18 protein-coding genes are annotated in these 15,547 nt (G+C 62.6%); 6 read left to right on the top strand and 12 right to left on the bottom strand.

The window, feature by feature from the left end; all coding sequences use genetic code 11:
- The first annotated feature begins 42 nt into the window (after positions 1-42).
- The 6 genes from hemA (at position 43) to HX792_RS05940 (ending at position 5,409) form a co-directional block, all read left to right on the top strand.
- Positions 43-1,332 carry a glutamyl-tRNA reductase gene (gene hemA, locus HX792_RS05965; RefSeq protein WP_176995193.1) on the top strand — a complete coding sequence of 430 codons (1,290 nt, stop codon included), beginning with the start codon at positions 43-45 and terminating at the stop codon, positions 1,330-1,332.
- Complete coding sequence (gene prfA / locus HX792_RS05960; RefSeq protein WP_176995192.1) at positions 1,329-2,411, top strand: peptide chain release factor 1; 1,083 nt, start codon at positions 1,329-1,331, stop codon at positions 2,409-2,411. The genes hemA and prfA overlap by 4 nt, the downstream gene beginning before the upstream one ends.
- Complete coding sequence (gene prmC, locus HX792_RS05955) at positions 2,412-3,242, top strand: peptide chain release factor N(5)-glutamine methyltransferase (RefSeq protein ID WP_176995191.1); 831 nt, start codon at positions 2,412-2,414, stop codon at positions 3,240-3,242.
- Entirely contained in the window at positions 3,236-3,991 is a 756-nt protein-coding gene (locus HX792_RS05950; RefSeq protein ID WP_176995190.1) for a molybdopterin-synthase adenylyltransferase MoeB, read from the top strand. Before prmC ends, HX792_RS05950 begins: the two co-directional genes overlap by 7 nt.
- Positions 3,984-4,778, top strand: coding sequence for a glutamate racemase (gene murI / locus HX792_RS05945; protein ID WP_176995189.1), 795 nt, complete (start codon positions 3,984-3,986; stop codon positions 4,776-4,778). Before HX792_RS05950 ends, murI begins: the two co-directional genes overlap by 8 nt.
- Before the next feature lie 112 nt (positions 4,779-4,890).
- Positions 4,891-5,409: an acyloxyacyl hydrolase gene (locus tag HX792_RS05940; RefSeq protein WP_176995188.1), complete on the top strand. Its 519-nt coding sequence runs from the start codon at positions 4,891-4,893 to the stop codon at positions 5,407-5,409.
- A 132-nt stretch (positions 5,410-5,541) separates the two neighbouring features.
- Here the strand turns inward: HX792_RS05940 and HX792_RS05935 are convergent, their stop codons facing one another.
- The 12 genes from HX792_RS05935 to HX792_RS05880 all read right to left on the bottom strand — a co-directional run bounded on the left by HX792_RS05935 (position 5,542) and on the right by HX792_RS05880 (position 15,535).
- Positions 5,542-5,847, bottom strand: a complete 306-nt coding sequence (locus HX792_RS05935) for a YkgJ family cysteine cluster protein (RefSeq protein ID WP_176995187.1) — start codon at positions 5,845-5,847, stop codon at positions 5,542-5,544.
- A 54-nt stretch (positions 5,848-5,901) separates the two neighbouring features.
- On the bottom strand, positions 5,902-6,393 hold the full coding sequence (locus HX792_RS05930; protein ID WP_176995186.1) for a DUF2878 domain-containing protein: 492 nt from the start codon (positions 6,391-6,393) through the stop codon (positions 5,902-5,904).
- The gene (locus tag HX792_RS05925; RefSeq protein WP_176995185.1) at positions 6,386-7,657 is read right to left on the bottom strand and encodes a cyclopropane-fatty-acyl-phospholipid synthase family protein; all 1,272 of its coding nucleotides are present in this window, start codon (positions 7,655-7,657) and stop codon (positions 6,386-6,388) included. Before HX792_RS05925 ends, HX792_RS05930 begins: the two co-directional genes overlap by 8 nt.
- Positions 7,644-8,453, bottom strand: a complete 810-nt coding sequence (locus tag HX792_RS05920) for a DUF1365 domain-containing protein (protein ID WP_176995184.1) — start codon at positions 8,451-8,453, stop codon at positions 7,644-7,646. The genes HX792_RS05925 and HX792_RS05920 overlap by 14 nt, the downstream gene beginning before the upstream one ends.
- Positions 8,450-9,697 (bottom strand): FAD-dependent oxidoreductase, encoded by a 1,248-nt coding sequence (locus HX792_RS05915; protein ID WP_176995183.1) that lies wholly within the window; start codon positions 9,695-9,697, stop codon positions 8,450-8,452. The genes HX792_RS05920 and HX792_RS05915 overlap by 4 nt, the downstream gene beginning before the upstream one ends.
- Positions 9,694-10,476 (bottom strand): SDR family oxidoreductase, encoded by a 783-nt coding sequence (locus tag HX792_RS05910; RefSeq protein WP_176995182.1) that lies wholly within the window; start codon positions 10,474-10,476, stop codon positions 9,694-9,696. Before HX792_RS05910 ends, HX792_RS05915 begins: the two co-directional genes overlap by 4 nt.
- A complete protein-coding gene (locus HX792_RS05905) occupies positions 10,473-10,895 on the bottom strand; it encodes a nuclear transport factor 2 family protein (RefSeq protein ID WP_176995181.1) in 423 nt (140 codons plus the stop codon). The genes HX792_RS05910 and HX792_RS05905 overlap by 4 nt, the downstream gene beginning before the upstream one ends.
- A complete protein-coding gene (phrB, locus tag HX792_RS05900; RefSeq protein ID WP_176995180.1) occupies positions 10,888-12,333 on the bottom strand; it encodes a deoxyribodipyrimidine photo-lyase in 1,446 nt (481 codons plus the stop codon). The genes HX792_RS05905 and phrB overlap by 8 nt, the downstream gene beginning before the upstream one ends.
- Positions 12,334-13,263: a MerR family transcriptional regulator gene (locus HX792_RS05895; protein ID WP_176995179.1), complete on the bottom strand. Its 930-nt coding sequence runs from the start codon at positions 13,261-13,263 to the stop codon at positions 12,334-12,336. It lies immediately after the preceding gene.
- Between the two features lie 2 nt (positions 13,264-13,265).
- The gene (locus HX792_RS05890) at positions 13,266-14,225 is read right to left on the bottom strand and encodes a DUF523 and DUF1722 domain-containing protein (RefSeq protein WP_176995178.1); all 960 of its coding nucleotides are present in this window, start codon (positions 14,223-14,225) and stop codon (positions 13,266-13,268) included.
- Between the two features lie 111 nt (positions 14,226-14,336).
- Positions 14,337-14,552, bottom strand: a complete 216-nt coding sequence (locus HX792_RS05885; protein WP_176995177.1) for a TIGR02450 family Trp-rich protein — start codon at positions 14,550-14,552, stop codon at positions 14,337-14,339.
- A complete protein-coding gene (locus HX792_RS05880) occupies positions 14,549-15,535 on the bottom strand; it encodes an NAD(P)/FAD-dependent oxidoreductase (protein ID WP_176995176.1) in 987 nt (328 codons plus the stop codon). The genes HX792_RS05885 and HX792_RS05880 overlap by 4 nt, the downstream gene beginning before the upstream one ends.
- Positions 15,536-15,547 lie beyond the last annotated feature (12 nt).

The following is a 15,547-nucleotide window of genomic DNA, read 5'->3' as shown; positions in this document are numbered from 1 at the left end:
GTAGGACAATTGTCGGCTTCCCGACATCATCAGCGATATTGAATGGCCTTCCTCGCACTCGGTATTAACCACAAGACTGCTACCGTAGACGTGCGCGAGCGCGTTGCGTTCACGCCAGAGCAGTTGGTTGAGGCCTTGCAGCAGCTCTGCCGGCTCACCGACAGCCGCGAAGCTGCGATCCTTTCGACCTGCAATCGCAGCGAGCTTTATATAGAGCAGGAACATCTTTCAGCGGATGGGGTGCTGCGCTGGCTGGCCGATTATCACCATTTGAGCCTCGACGACCTGCGCGCCAGCGCTTATGTGCACGAAGAAGATGCGGCAGTTCGTCACATGATGCGCGTCGCCGCAGGGCTCGACTCGCTGGTGCTGGGCGAACCGCAGATCCTGGGCCAGATGAAATCCGCCTACGCCGTGGCCCGTGAGGCCGGTACCGTGGGGCCGTTGCTGGGCCGCCTGTTCCAGGCCACATTCAATTCCGCCAAGCAAGTGCGCACCGACACCGCCATCGGTGAGAACCCGGTGTCCGTGGCGTTTGCCGCCGTCAGCCTGGCCAAACAGATTTTCAGCGACCTGCAGCGCAGCCAGGCCCTGCTGATCGGCGCCGGTGAAACCATCACCCTGGTCGCCCGTCACCTGCATGACCTGGGTGTGAAGCGCATCGTGGTCGCCAACCGTACATTGGAGCGCGCGAGCATCCTGGCCGAACAGTTCGGTGCCCATGCGGTGTTGCTGTCGGACATCCCGGCCGAGCTGGTGCGCAGCGATATCGTGATCAGCTCCACCGCCAGCCAGTTGCCGATCCTGGGCAAAGGCGCGGTGGAGAGTGCGCTGAAGCTGCGCAAGCACAAACCGATCTTCATGGTGGACATTGCCGTTCCCCGGGATATCGAGCCAGAAGTCGGCGAGTTGGACGACGTTTACCTCTACAGCGTCGACGACCTGCACGAGGTGGTCGCCGAAAACCTCAAGAGCCGCCAGGGCGCTGCCCAGGCCGCCGAGGAAATGGTCAGCACCGGCGCCGAAGACTTCATGGTGCGCCTGCGTGAACTGGCGGCGGTGGACGTGCTCAAGGCGTATCGTCAGCAGGGCGAACGCCTGCGCGACGAGGAGTTGAGCAAGGCCCAGCGCTTGCTGGCCAACGGCAGCAGCGCCGAAGAGGTGTTGATGCAGCTGGCCCGTGGCTTGACCAACAAGTTGCTCCACGCCCCCAGCGTACAGTTGAAAAAGCTTACCGCCGAAGGCCGCCTCGATGCGCTGGCCATGGCCCAGGAACTCTTTGCCCTCGGTGAGGGCGCGTCAGATAGCTCTTCGGATAAAAAACCGCAATGAAAGCGTCACTGCTCAATAAACTGGACGTGCTCCAGGACCGTTTCGAAGAACTGACCGCCTTGCTCGGCGACGGCGAAGTCATTGCCGATCAGACCAAGTTCCGCGCCTATTCCAAGGAATACGCCGAAGTCGAACCGGTTGTCGCCACTTACAAAAACCTGCTGAAAGTGCAGGCCGACCTCGAAGGCGCCCAGGCGCTGCTCAAGGACAGCGACCCGGACATGCGCGAAATGGCCGTGGAAGAAGTCCGCGAGGCCAAGGAAAAACTCGCCGAGCTGGAAGGCGACCTGCAGCGCATGCTGTTGCCCAAGGACCCTAACGACGGGCGCAACGTGTTCCTCGAAATTCGCGCCGGCACCGGTGGTGACGAGGCGGCGATTTTCTCCGGCGACCTGTTCCGCATGTATTCGCGTTACGCCGAGCGTCGCGGCTGGCGCGTGGAAATCCTCTCGGAAAACGAGGGTGAGCACGGCGGCTATAAAGAAGTCATCGCGCGGGTCGAGGGCGACAACGTCTACGGCAAGCTGAAGTTCGAATCCGGCGCACACCGCGTACAGCGTGTGCCGGCGACTGAATCCCAGGGCCGCATCCACACCTCCGCGTGTACCGTGGCCGTGTTGCCCGAGCCGGATGAACAGGAAGCCATCGAGATCAACCCGGCCGACCTGCGCATCGACACTTACCGCTCGTCGGGCGCCGGTGGTCAGCACGTGAACAAGACCGACTCCGCCATCCGCATCACTCACTTGCCGTCGGGCATTGTGGTGGAGTGCCAGGAAGAACGTTCCCAGCACAAGAACCGTGCGCGGGCGATGTCGTGGTTGTCGGCCAAACTCAATGACCAGCAGACCAGCGCCGCCGCCAATGCGATTGCCAGCGAGCGCAAGTTGCTGGTGGGTTCGGGCGACCGCTCCGAACGCATCCGTACCTACAACTTTGCCCAAGGCCGGGTCACCGACCACCGGGTCAACCTCACCCTTTATTCCCTGGACGAGATCCTCGCCGGTGGCGTCGAAGCGGTGATCGAGCCGTTGCTCGCCGAATACCAGGCCGACCAACTCGCAGCGATCGGTGAATAAATGACCATCATCGCCAGCCTGTTGCGCGCCGCCGACCTGCCAGACTCGCCTACCGCGCGCCTGGATGCCGAGTTGTTGCTGGCCGCCGCCCTGGGCAAGCCTCGCAGCTATCTGCACACCTGGCCGGAAAAAATCGTCAGCAGCGAAGATGCCTTGACCTTCGCCGGTTACCTGCAGCGCCGCCGTGGTGGTGAGCCGGTGGCCTATATTCTCGGCCAGCAAGGTTTCTGGAAGCTCGACCTGGAAGTCGCGCCCCACACCCTGATCCCGCGCCCGGACACCGAATTGCTGGTGGAAGCGGCACTGGAATTGTTGCCGGCCACGCCCACCCACGTTCTTGACCTGGGCACCGGCAGTGGCGCCATCGCCCTGGCCCTGGCCAGCGAGCGTCCGGCCTGGCAGGTAACGGCGGTCGACCGCGTGCTCGAAGCCGTGGCCCTCGCCGAGCGCAACCGCCAGCGGCTGCACCTCAATAACGCGACGGTGCTGAACAGCCATTGGTTCAGTGCCCTGCAAGGCCGTACTTACGACCTGATCATCAGCAACCCGCCGTACATTGCCGCCAACGACCCGCACCTGGTGGCGGGCGATGTGCGCTTTGAGCCGGCCAGTGCACTGGTCGCGGGCCATGACGGCCTGGACGACCTGCGTTTGATCATCGCGCAGTCGCCAGCGCACCTGAATGCCGGTGGCTGGTTGTTGCTCGAACACGGTTATGACCAGGCTGCGGCCGTGCGTGACCTGTTGTCGGGTGAAGGCTTTGAGGAGGTCCACAGCCGTATCGACCTCGGCAGCCACGAACGCATCACCCTGGGGCGCCGCCCGTGCTGACCGATCAGGAGCTGTTGCGCTATAGCCGGCAGATCCTGTTGCAGCAGGTCGACATCGACGGCCAGTTGCGCCTGAAAAACGGCCGCGCCCTGATCATCGGCCTCGGTGGCCTGGGCGCGCCGGTGGCGTTGTACTTGGCGGCCGCCGGCGTGGGTGAGTTGCACCTGGCGGACTTCGACACCGTCGACCTGACCAACCTGCAACGCCAGATCATCCATGACACCCACAGCGTGGGGCAGACCAAGGTCGACTCGGCGTTGCAACGCCTGGCGGGCATCAACCCCGAGATCACGTTGGTCGCCCATCGCGGCGCACTGGATGCCGACTCCCTGGCCGCCGCCGTAACAGCGGTGGATGTGGTGCTTGATTGCAGTGACAACTTCTCCACCCGCGAAGCCGTGAATGCCGCGTGTGTGGCAGCCGGTAAACCCTTGGTCAGCGGCGCCGCCATTCGCCTTGAAGGCCAGTTGTCGGTATTCGATCCGCGCCGCGCCGAGAGTCCGTGCTACCACTGTTTATATGGGCACGGCAGCGACACCGAACTGACCTGCAGCGAGGCCGGCGTGGTCGGCCCGCTGGTGGGTGTGGTCGGCAGCCTGCAAGCCCTGGAAGCGTTGAAACTGCTGGCCGGGTTTGGTGAGCCGCTGGTGGGTCGCCTGCTGTTGATTGATGCATTGACCACGCGTTTTCGCGAATTGCGGGTCAAGCGCGACCCCGGCTGCAGCGTATGTGGAGCGCAGCATGGTTAAGGACGCGCCCATCGGTGTGTTCGATTCCGGCATCGGCGGGCTGACGGTGCTCGATGAAATCCAGCAGCTGTTGCCCCATGAGTCGCTGTTGTATGTGGCCGACTGCGGGCACATTCCTTATGGCGAGAAAACCCCAGGCTATATTCTTGAGCGCTCGCGATTGGTGGCGGAGTTTCTCCGCGGCCACGGTGCCAAGGCGTTTGTGATCGCCTGCAACACCGCGACCGTCGCCGCCGTTGGGGATTTGCGCCTGGACTATCCCGACTGGCCGTTGGTGGGCATGGAGCCTGCGGTCAAGCCGGCCGCTGCCGCTACCCGCAGCGGTGTGGTCGGTGTACTGGCGACCACCGGCACCCTGCAAAGCGCCAAGTTCGCCGCGTTGCTCGACCGCTTCGCCACCGACGTGCGGGTGATCACCCAACCCTGCCCGGGCCTGGTGGAGCTGATTGAAACCGGCGACTTGTGCAGCCCCGCGTTACGCCAGATGTTGCAGGGTTATGTCGAGCCGCTGCTCAGCGCCGGTTGCGACACCATTATTCTTGGCTGCACCCATTACCCCTTCCTCAAGCCGCTGCTGGCGCAGATGCTGCCCCCCAGCATCATCCTGATCGACACCGGCGCCGCCGTGGCTCGCCAACTCAAGCGCCTGCTGAGTGAGCGCGACCTGTTGGCCGACGGCAATCCGCAGCCTGCGCAGTTCTGGACCAGCGGCGACGCCGACCACCTCAGAAATATCCTACCGACACTATGGAAATCTCCCGGCGTTGTGCGTAGTTTTGGCTCGTGAAAAATTCGTGAAATACCGGGGTTAGAAGCTGAACTTCTGTCTACACGCCAGCTTCTATAGCGAGTTAGCCTGCACAAAACCAAATAACGTCGTTCTCAAAGGATTGTTTCTTATGAAGCGCTTGTTCTGTTTGGCCGCGATTGCGGCCGTCGTGGTGGGACACTCGGTTTCGGCACAGGCCGCTGGCCTTGAATTCGGGGTGGGGAGTACCAGCGATTCAACCATGACCTACCGGTTGGGGTTGACGTCGGATTGGGATAAAAGCTGGTGGCAGAGCGATACCGGGCGGTTGACCGGTTACTGGAGCGGCGCCTACACCTACTGGGACGGCGACAAGCGCGCCAGTGTCAGCAGCCTGTCGTTCTCGCCGGTGTTTGTGTATGAGTTTGCCGGGGAAAAGGTCAAGCCGTACATCGAGGCAGGGATTGGTGTGGCGGTGTTCTCCCGCACGCGGGTCGAGGACAACAACATCGGCCAGGCCTTCCAGTTCGAAGACCGTTTGGGCTTTGGCCTGCGCTTTGCCGGTGGACATGAAGTGGGCATTCGCGCCACGCACTATTCCAACGCGGGCATCAGCAGCAACAACGACGGCGTAGAGAGCTACTCGCTGCACTACACCTTGCCGCTGTAAATCCCCGAGCACCACAAACCTATGTGGGAGCTGGCTTGCCGGCGATGCAGGCACCTCGGTGTATCAGTCATACCGAGGTGACGCCATCGCAGGCAAGCCAGCTCCCACATTTGAATATCGCCATATTCGCGATCAGCGGTAAGCGGTGGCAATCCCCTGCCGTTCCTCCAGGCACTCCGGTGCCCCCATTTCGAACTCCCTGCAAATCAGCGGCCGTCGCTCATAGATCGTGCACATCATCGTGTCCCGATCCAGCGCCGCGCACCAGCCATCGTCTAGGCGCAGCATGACCTCGCCGCCCCAATCGTCCGTATCGATATAGCGCTCCGGCACGCCGGTGTCGGTGATCAGCATCACTTCCAGCTGGCAGCAGCAGGCCGCGCACGTCGAGCAGGTGACGGCGGGTTCGGGGATCTGAACGTGGGGGATGTCTGTCATAGGCGCGCAGTGTAAGGCAAGCGCGTCAGGCGCGTGTGATTGCTCTGACAGACGTCAGTGCCCCAGCTGCCGCGCAACCCAATGCAGCACCGGGAACGCCACGGCCCACAGCAGCGCGAGGCCGATCAGCGTAGGCGCCGTGGCGTAGCCGAAACTCACGCCGGCCAATTGGCTACCTGCGTAATAGGACAAGGGCCCGGCCGCTGCGCCCAACACGCTGGCACGCCACCAGGGGCGTGCGGTCCACGCCAGGCAATGGCGCAACGTGGTCGCGAGCAATGCCCACAGCAGCACCAGCCAGAACGGAATCAGCGGCCCGGGCAGGCTGAAATGAAACACACCAAAGGTGCGCAACGAGGTGTCGATCACCGTGCCGAGCAAGGTCACCGCGAGGATCACTTGGCCTTCCTCGGCCCAGGAACTTGTCCACAGCAAATGAAGGGCCAGCGCGGCGAACCCCACCAGCAGCCAGCGGCTGTCGCCACCGAGTACGCAGGCAAACCAGCCGCACTGGAACAGCGCGGCATTGACCAGCGGTTTAAGCACTGAAGCGCCCGAGCAGCGGCGGGTTGATCGCCGCAGGCTTGGCCAGCAGCAACTGCGCGGTACCAATCGTTCGTTCCATGAACCCCCCTTCGCAGTAGCACAAGTAGAACTCCCACAAGCGCAGGAAGTACTCATCGTAGCCCAACTCGGCGAGGCGGCCGTGGGCGCGGCGAAAGTTCTCATGCCACAGGCGCAGGGTTCGCGCGTAGTGCAGGCCGAAATCCTCCATGTGCAGCAGGTTCATGTCGGTGTCGCGACTGACGATGTGCAGCATGTTTTGCACGCACGGCAGGGCGCCACCGGGGAAGATATAGCGCTGAATGAAGTCGACACTGTTCTTGGCCTGCTCGAAGCGCTGTTCCCGAATGGTGATGGCTTGCAGCAACATCAGGCCGTCGGCCTTGAGCAAGTGCGCGCATTGCTTGAAGTAGGTCGGCAGAAACCGGTGGCCCACGGCCTCGATCATCTCGATCGAAACCAACTTGTCGTATTGGCCGGTGAGGTCGCGATAGTCTTGCAGCAACAGGGTCACCTGGTCGTTCAGGCCCAGGGCGTCGATGCGTTTTTCGGTGTAGGCAAACTGCTCCTTGGACAAGGTCGTGGTGGTGACCTTGCAGCCATAGTGCTGGGCCGCATACAGCGCCATGCTGCCCCAGCCGGTGCCGATTTCCAGCAAGTGGTCAGTCGGCTTGAGCGCGAGCTTCTGGCAGATGCGTTCCAGTTTGTTCAACTGCGCCTGTTCCAACGTGTCGTCGGGGGTCAGGAATTGCGCCGCCGAATACATCATCGTCGGGTCGAGGAATTCTTCGAACAGGTCATTGCCCAGGTCGTAGTGAGCGGCGATGTTTTTCTGTGAGCCCTTGCGCGTGTTGCGGTTGAGCCAGTGCAGGCCTTGGGTGAACGGGCGAGCCAGCCGTGCCAGGCCGCCTTCCATCGCATCCAGAACATCCAGGTTGCTGACCATCACCCGCACCACGGCGGTGAGGTCCGGGCTGCTCCAATAACCGTGGATAAACGCCTCGCCCGCACCGATGGAACCGTTGGCCGCCACCAGGCCCCACACGGCCGAATCGAGGATCTGGATTTCCCCCAACAGGTGCGCTTCCCGGGCACCGAACACTTGGCGTTCGCCGTCCTCGATCACCACCAACTGGCCATGGCGCAACTGGCTGAGTTGGCGCAGTACCGCCTTGCGCAGCAGCGCGGTGGTCATGCCGTTGACGTTCAGGCGGTTGGCCTTGACCGATAAGCTAGGGGTTTTCATGGCGGCGATCCTTGGTATACCCGACTGCGGTGCGAGAGGCGCCATCGGCGGCCCGGTGGGAAAAAATCGGTGTGCGTTTGAGCAACAGGCGCAGGGCCTGCCAGTAAATCGCCAGGCACGTCTTGGCGGTCATCCACGGAAAGCGCCACAGGTAGCGGTGCAGGCTGGCGCGGCTCAGGGCTTCTTTTTGCAGGTTCAGGGTGGCGTCGAAGACTTTAAAGTCGCCTTGCCAGTCGGCCATGTGCACGCCGAGCCTGGCGGCGGGCGGGCTGAAGCTCATGCGGTATTCCAGCTCGCGCGGCAAAAACGGTGACACATGAAAGGCCTTGGCCACGGCAAAATGCTGGTGCTCATCGGCACCCAGCGCCTGGGCGGGCAGCACGTAGTGATAGCGCTCGCGCCAGGGGGTGTTGGTCACTTCACACAGGATCGCGGCCAGTTGTCCGTCGGCCTCGAAACAGTAGAAGAAACTCACAGGGTTAAAAGCCAGGCCCCAACTGCGGGCCTGGGTCAGTAGGCAGATTACGCCCTGGGGTGTACGCCCCAGTGCCTTGCCGACTTCGTGGCGCACGGCATCGGTCAAGCTCATGCCGTGGCGCGTCAATTCACGCAGGTAGTCCTGCTGGCGAAAGCCGAAGGGCGCAAGGCGACTCGCGCCGGCCAGGGGCGAGAGCCCGAGCACTTCGTCTTGTTCGCTCAAATCCAGGTACAGCAGGCCGATGCGGTAACGAAACGCATGGGCCTTGGGCGCGAACCGCCGATGGGCGATCCAGCCGCTGTACAGGGCGCTGTTCACAGGCGCTCTCCAAAGGCTTCGGCCACACGCAAGGCGCTGGTCACGCCGTCTTCGTGGAAACCGTTGGCCCAGTAGGCACCGCAATAAAAGGTATTGCGCGTGCCGTGCAACTCTTGCCAGCGCGCTTGGGCAGCCACGGCCGCCAGGCTGTATTGCGGGTGTGCGTAGGTGTAGCGGGCAAGGATCTTCAGCGGGTTGATCATTGGCGTCTGGTTGAGGCTGACGCAAAAGGTGGTGGCGCTGTCGATGCCTTGCAGGATGTTCATGTCGTAGGTCACGGCCGCCTGGGTCTGCTCGCTGCCGGTCAGCCGGTAGTTCCAGCTGGCCCAGGCCAGTTTGCGGTCCGGCAGTAGGCGGGTGTCGGTGTGCAGCACCACGTCATTGTCGGCGTAGGGCAGGGCGCCCAGGATTTCCTGTTCGGCCTGGCTTGGGTCGGCGAGCAACGCCAGGGCCTGGTCGCTGTGGCAGGCAAACACCACCCGATCAAAGGTCTCCCGGCCGGCCGGGCTGTGGATAACCACGCCATCCTCTGTGCGCTCCACGTTATGCACAGGGCAATTGAGCCGAACATGTTCACGAAAGCTGCGGGTGAGCGGTTCGATGTAGCTGCTGGAGCCGCCGTCGATCACGCACCACTGCGGCCGGTTGTTCACCGAGAGCAAGCCGTGGTTCTTGAAGAAACGCACGAAGAACTGCAAGGGAAACCCCAGCATGTCGGCCAGGGACATCGACCAGATCGCCGCGCCCATCGGCACGATGTAATGCCGGATGAACCGCGGGCCGTAGCCCCCGGCCTGGAGGTAATCGCCCAGGGTCATCTCGGCACTGATGCGTTGCTCTTGCAGGTCCAGTGGCGCCTGGCGATTGAAGCGCAGGATGTCGCGCAACATGCCCCAGAACCCCGGAGACAAAATATTGCTGCGCTGGGCGAACAGGCTGTTGAGGTTGTTGCCGTTGTACTCGAAGCCTTCACCCTGATCACTCACCGAAAAGCTCATTTCGGTGGGTTTGAATTTCACGCCGATCTGCCCCAACAGGCGAATGAAGTTGGGATAGGTCCAGTCGTTGAACACGATAAAGCCGGTGTCCACTGCGTAGCTTTTATCCTCCACGGTCACGTTGACCGTGTGGGTATGCCCGCCGATGCGCTCGCCCGCTTCGAACAGCGTGATGTCGTGGTTACGGCTGAGCAGGTAAGCACTGGTCAACCCGGCAATCCCGCTGCCAACAATCGCGATCTTCACAGGTCGTCCTTCTGCGGCGGCGGGCTGCGCAGCATGCGTTTGCCGATGATCAATTGTGCGCGGTTGGGCAATTTCGACAGCGGCCACAGCGTGGCGATGAAAAGGGCCGGGAAGGCGATTTCCAGCGGACGTTTTTCCAACTTGGCAAAGATGTGCCTGGCGGCCTTGCCGGCGGGCCAGCTCAGGGGCATGGGGAAGTCGTTGCGCTCGGTCAGTGGTGTGTCGACGAAGCCTGGGCTGATCACCGTGACGTCGATATTTTCCGGCGACAGGCTGATGCGCAGCGATTCAAACAGGTAACGCAGCCCCGCCTTGGACGCGCCATAGGCTTCGGCGCGCGGCATCGGCAGGTAGGTCACGGCACTGGCAACGCCTACCAAATGCGGCGTTTGCCCGGCGCGCAACAGCGGCAGCGCGGCTTCGATGCAGTAACTGCTGGCCAGCAAGTTGGTGCGCACCACGTGTTCGATGATCGATGAGTCGAACTGCCGGGCGTCCACGTATTCACAGGTGCCGGCGTTGAGGATCACGGTGTCGAGCGAGCCCCAGGCCGCGCCGATGCGCTCGCCGATTTCGCGCACGGTCTGGCTGTTTGTCAGGTCGCCGGCCACCACCAGCACCTGCCCCGGGTAGCGTTGGGCGAGGGCTTCCAGCGGGCCTTTGGTGCGCGAGCTGAGCGCCACGTGGGCGCCGCTGTTGAGCAGTTCCACGGCCAGCGCGGCACCGATGCCACTGCTGGCGCCGGTCAGCCAATAACGACGGGGCGGTGTAAGGCTCATCCCATTCTCCTTTTCAGCCAGCTGACCACACTGCCCAGCACGGGCAAGTGTTCGTAGAGCATCGCGCCGGCATCGAAATAATCGCGATGGCGGTACACCTTGTCGCGCCACATCAGGTGCGAACAACCTTCCACCCGGATCACCTTGCCATTGGCCAGGCGCGGGTGACAAAAACTCATTTTCCAGCGCAGGTAGCCTTCGCCTTCCGCCACCTGGTCGAAGCCGTGGAAGTCGAAGCGCAACTGGCTGACGTTGCTGTACAGGTCAGCAAAATAGCGATGCATCGCGGGCAGGCCGTGCACTTCATGCAGCGGGTCGGCGAAGGCGATGTCCTTGCTGTACAGGCTGTCGAGCAGGTGCAGGTTGTACTTGTCCAGCGTGGCAAACGCCTGGGCGAACCGGCGCAGGAAGTCACTCATGTGCACCTCCGACCGCTTCACGTGAAGGCAGGCTGCGGAAGGCCGCCAATGCCCGCTCCCGGGATTTCTTCAGGTCGACGATCGCACGCGGGTAGTCCGCCACGCCGAACAGGCCGCCGACCGCCTCAGGGTTGTGCACTTCCTTTTTATTCAGCGCGGCCAGTTCCGGCAGCCAGCGCTTGATGAACACGCCTTCGCCGTCGAATTTCTCCGACTGGCTCAGTGGGCTGAAGATGCGGAAGTAAGGCGCCGAGTCAGTGCCGGTGGACGAGCTCCATTGCCAGCCGCCGTTGTTCGCCGCGAGGTCGCCGTCGATCAAATGGCGCATGAAGAACCGTTCACCTTCGCGCCAGTCGATCAGCAGGTTCTTGGTCAGGAACATCGCCACCACCATGCGCAGGCGGTTATGCATCCAGCCGGTTTCGAGCAACTGGCGCATGGCGGCGTCGATGATCGGCAAGCCGGTGCGCGCCTCCTGCCAGGCGGCGAGGTCTTTGGGTGCATTGCGCCAGGCCACGGCTTCGGTCTCGGGGCGGAACGCACGGTGGCGCGATACCCGTGGGTAGCCCACGAGGATATGTTTGTAGAACTCGCGCCACAGCAGTTCGTTGATCCAGGTGATGGCGCCCATGTCGCCGCTTTCGAATTCACCCTGATTGGTCTGCAATGCAGCGTGCAGGCATTGGCGTGGCGACACCACGCCGGCAGCCAGGTAGGCCGAGAGCTGGCTGGTGCCGGGCTTGGCCGGGAAGTCGCGTTCGTCCTTGTAGTAGCTGATCTGCTGGTCGGCGAAGGCGTCGAGACGGCGACGGGCTTCGTCTTCACCGGCCGGCCAGAGGGCGCGCAAGGTGTCGCTGGGCGGTTCGAAGCCGTCGACGGTTTCAGGCACCGGGTCGCTGTGCATGGCGGTTTTTGCCTGGGCCTTTGGCGTGGCCACCAAGCGTGGCAAGGCGCTGTGCAAGCGGGTGTAGCAGACTTTTCGGAACTGGCTGAACACCTGGAAATAGGTGCCTGTTTTGGTCAACACGCTGCCGGGTTGGAAAAACAGTTGGTCCAGGTAGCTGTGGAACGTCACACCGTCGGCTTCCAGCGCCTTGGCCACGGCGGCATCACGGCGACTCTCGTGAATGCCGTATTCCTCGTTGACATGGACCGACTCCACCGACAACTCGCGGCACAGTGTGCTCAGCAGGCCGGGCGCCTGGTCCCAGGTGGCGCAGGTACGGATCAGCAACGGAATATTCAGTGCACCGAGCGCTTGGCTCAAGTGCGCCAGGTTGCGCAGCCAGAAGTCGACTTTGCACGGGGCATCATCGTGGGCCAGCCATTGTTCGGGCGTGATCAGGTACACGGCCGCGATCGGGCCCCGCTGGCTCGCGGCGGCCAGGGCGGTGTTGTCGTGTAGGCGCAGGTCGGTGCGCAGCCAGATCAAATGCATTTAAACGATTCCACGCTGGATCAGTAACTGATGAGCCGACAACGGGTCTTCGGCCACGAACAATTCGGGGATGTCACGGGTTAATACGGCCAGCTCGGCCTTGTGGATGCATACCGTTGGTCCGGTTATCAGTTTTGGGCAACTCACGCCGCCGAACAGTTTGGCCAGTGCCGACAGGTGGAGGGCCTTGCTTGAGTACAACAACACTGCGCGGGGTTGCAGGTGCTCCACCGCCAGGGCCAACTCGCCCACCGGTAATGGCCAATCGAAGACTTCCACCGGGCAGTCGGCGCTGCTCGCCAGCCAGGCGCTGAGCCACAGGTGGGGCTCCAGGGGCAGGTCCGAATGATTGATCAGCAACAGCGGCGCGCCTTGAAGCTGGCGGTTGTTGTGGTAGATGCGTGCGCCGAACTTGCTGCGCAGCCAGGACAGGAAAAACACCCGTTCCATCTGGGCGCCGAACTGGCCTTGCCAGCGTTGCTCCAGTTCCTGGAGCAGCGGCAGCATCAATTGCTCGCACAAGGTGCGCGGCGGGTACAGCGCCATGGCCTGGTTGAAAGCGTCGTCGACCCGGCGCTCGGCCAGTTCGCTGATGGCGGTTACCAGGTTCTGGCGCAGGGTGTGCCATTCGTTTTCGACGGCGTCGGGGTTGGCTTGGGCGGAGTCGATCAGGCCTTTCACCTGGCTGACCGGCACGCCGCGATTGAGCCACGTCAGAATGGCGTGGATACGTTGAACATGCTCGGCGCTGAACAGCCGATGGCCCTTGGGCGTGCGCTGGGGCACGATCAGGCCATAGCGGCGTTCCCAGGCGCGCAGGGTCACGGCGTTGACGCCGGTCTGGCGCGCCACTTCGCGAATCGGCAACCAGCCGTCTTCGAGCGCTTTGGCAATGTCTTCGCCGGGTTCGTCTTGCAGGGCAGGTTTCATAGTTAGATCGCGTTTCGCAGGCTGAGATTTTCCGGGTGCGGCTGCAGGTAAGCCTGCTGCGCGATGTAGCGGTCCGGGTGTTGGCGAAAGTGGTGCTTGAGCAGGGTCAGCGGCACCACCAGCGGCACGATGCCATGGCGGTACTGGCCGATGACGGTTTGCATTTCCTGCTTGTCGTCGGCGCTGATGGCCTGCTTGAGGTAGCCGCTGATGTGTTGCAGCACGTTGGTGTGGGTGCCACGGGTGGCGCATTTTTTCAGGCCGGTCATCAGGTCGCTGAAGTAGCAGTCGGCCAATTCTTCGAGATGGGTGTGCTTGCTCATGCTGCCGAGCAGGTGGCCGAGGCTTTTGTAGTGCGCCGGGCTGTGGGCCATCAGCAAATATTTGTAGCGAGAATGGAAGGCCAGCAGGCTGTGGCGGGTCAGGCCGTCGGCACGCAATTGGTGCCAGCTGGCGTACACGAAGACGCGGGTCAGGAAGTTTTCACGCAGCACCGGGTCATTCAGGCGGCCGTCTTCTTCCACGGGCAGGTTGGGGTGGCGGGCGCAAAAAGCCTGGGCATAGATGCCGCGCCCGCCGCCGTCTACCGGGGTGCCGTTGTCGCGATAGACCTTGACCCGCTCCAGGCCACAGGACGGCGACTTCTGCATGAAGATGTAGCCGCACAGGTCAGTGTGTTCCGCCGCCATCTGCTCGCCGTATGCGTCCAGCGGCTGGGTGACGTTGAGTTCTCGGTGCACGGTGCCAACGGCTTGCGGGTGGGCGGGGTCGCCGACCAAACGGATCGGTTCGCGGGGGATACCCAGGCCGATGGCGACTTCTGGGCACAGCGGCACAAAGTCGAAATAGTCAGAAAGGGTTTGGCTGCACAGCAGGGATTGTTTGTGGCCACCGTTGAAACGCACGTTTTCGCCCAGCAAACAGGCGCTGATGGCGATCTTTGGTTTTGCACTGCTGGACATGGCCAAACCCCTGCGAGATTCCTATACAAACTGAAAAGCTTGTACAACTAAATCTCATCATAGATTTGATGCTGTACAAGTCAAATATTTTGTACAAGTATTTGCGGCGTGTTACTTCCAGCCCATCCGCCAGGCTTCGGCATTTTGCAGGGTTTGCCAGGCCAGGCGTTCAGCGCGTCGGGTCATTACGGCTTGCAGCTCGATTTCCAGCACGGTGCCTTCTTCGTCACGAAACAGCTCAGTGACCAGGAAGTGTTTTTCCTTGTGGCGTGGATGGGCTGCTGTCCATTTCGACAGCAGCAATTTGGCAGGGTTGATGCGGTTCATTGCAGGTGTTCGATCAAGCGTCGCGCGGCTTCCTGGCCGCTGAGCCATGCCCCTTCGACCCGGCCCGAGAGGCACCAGTCGCCGCACACATACAAGCCCAGGTCGGCGTCGGCCAGCACACCGAACTCGTGGCTGCTGGACGGTCGCGCATACAGCCAGCGGTGCGCCAGGCTGAAGGACGGTGCGGGCATGGCGCTGTGCAGCAATTCGGCGAAGGCGCCGTGCAGGTGTTCGATCACCGCTTCTTTGGGCAGGTCCAGGTGCGCCTTGCTCCAAGCACTGGTGGCATGCAGCACCCAGGTGTCCAGGGTGGTGTCGCGCCCGGGTTTGCTGCGGTTACGGGCGAGCCAGTCGAGGGGGCTGTCTTGTACGAAGCAGCCTTCCATGGGGGTGTCCAGCGGCGTGTCGAAAGCCAGGGCGATGGCCCAGGTCGGGTCCATCTTCACGCCTGCGGCGGCGCTCGCCAGTTTGGGCGCTGCGGCCAGTAGAGCGGTGGCCTGCGGCGCCGGCGTGGCGATGACCACATGGCTGAAGGGGCCGTGATTGCCGCCGTCGGCATCCAGCAGGTTCCAGTGTTGGGTGCCCTGGAACACTTCGGTGATACGGCAACCAAACTCCACCGGCAGGTCATCGAGCAGGGCGCGGGTGATGGCGCTCATGCGTGGCGTGCCGACCCAGCGGATCTGTTCATCGGGGGAGGGGGTGAGTTGGCCGGACTTGAAGTTGTACAGCTGGGGCTTCCATTGCTCGGCCCAACCGTTGCTTTGCCAGCGTTGCACTTCGTTGACGAAGCGCCGGTCGCGGGCGGTGAAGTACTGTGCGCCCATATCCAAGGCGCCCGCATCGCTGCGCTTGCTGGACATGCGGCCACCACTGCCGCGGCTTTTATCAAAGAGTTGTACAACATGCCCTGCGTCTCGTAACGCTCGGGCGGCTGAGAGACCGGCGATGCCGGTGCCGATGATCGCGATGGGAACAGTCATGGGAGGCCTCGT

It is taken from the genome of Pseudomonas sp. B6002 (genome assembly GCF_013385985.1).
In the GTDB taxonomy this organism is placed as follows: Bacteria; Pseudomonadota; Gammaproteobacteria; order Pseudomonadales; family Pseudomonadaceae; genus Aquipseudomonas.
This window is presented reverse-complemented; position numbering and strand designations above follow the sequence as displayed.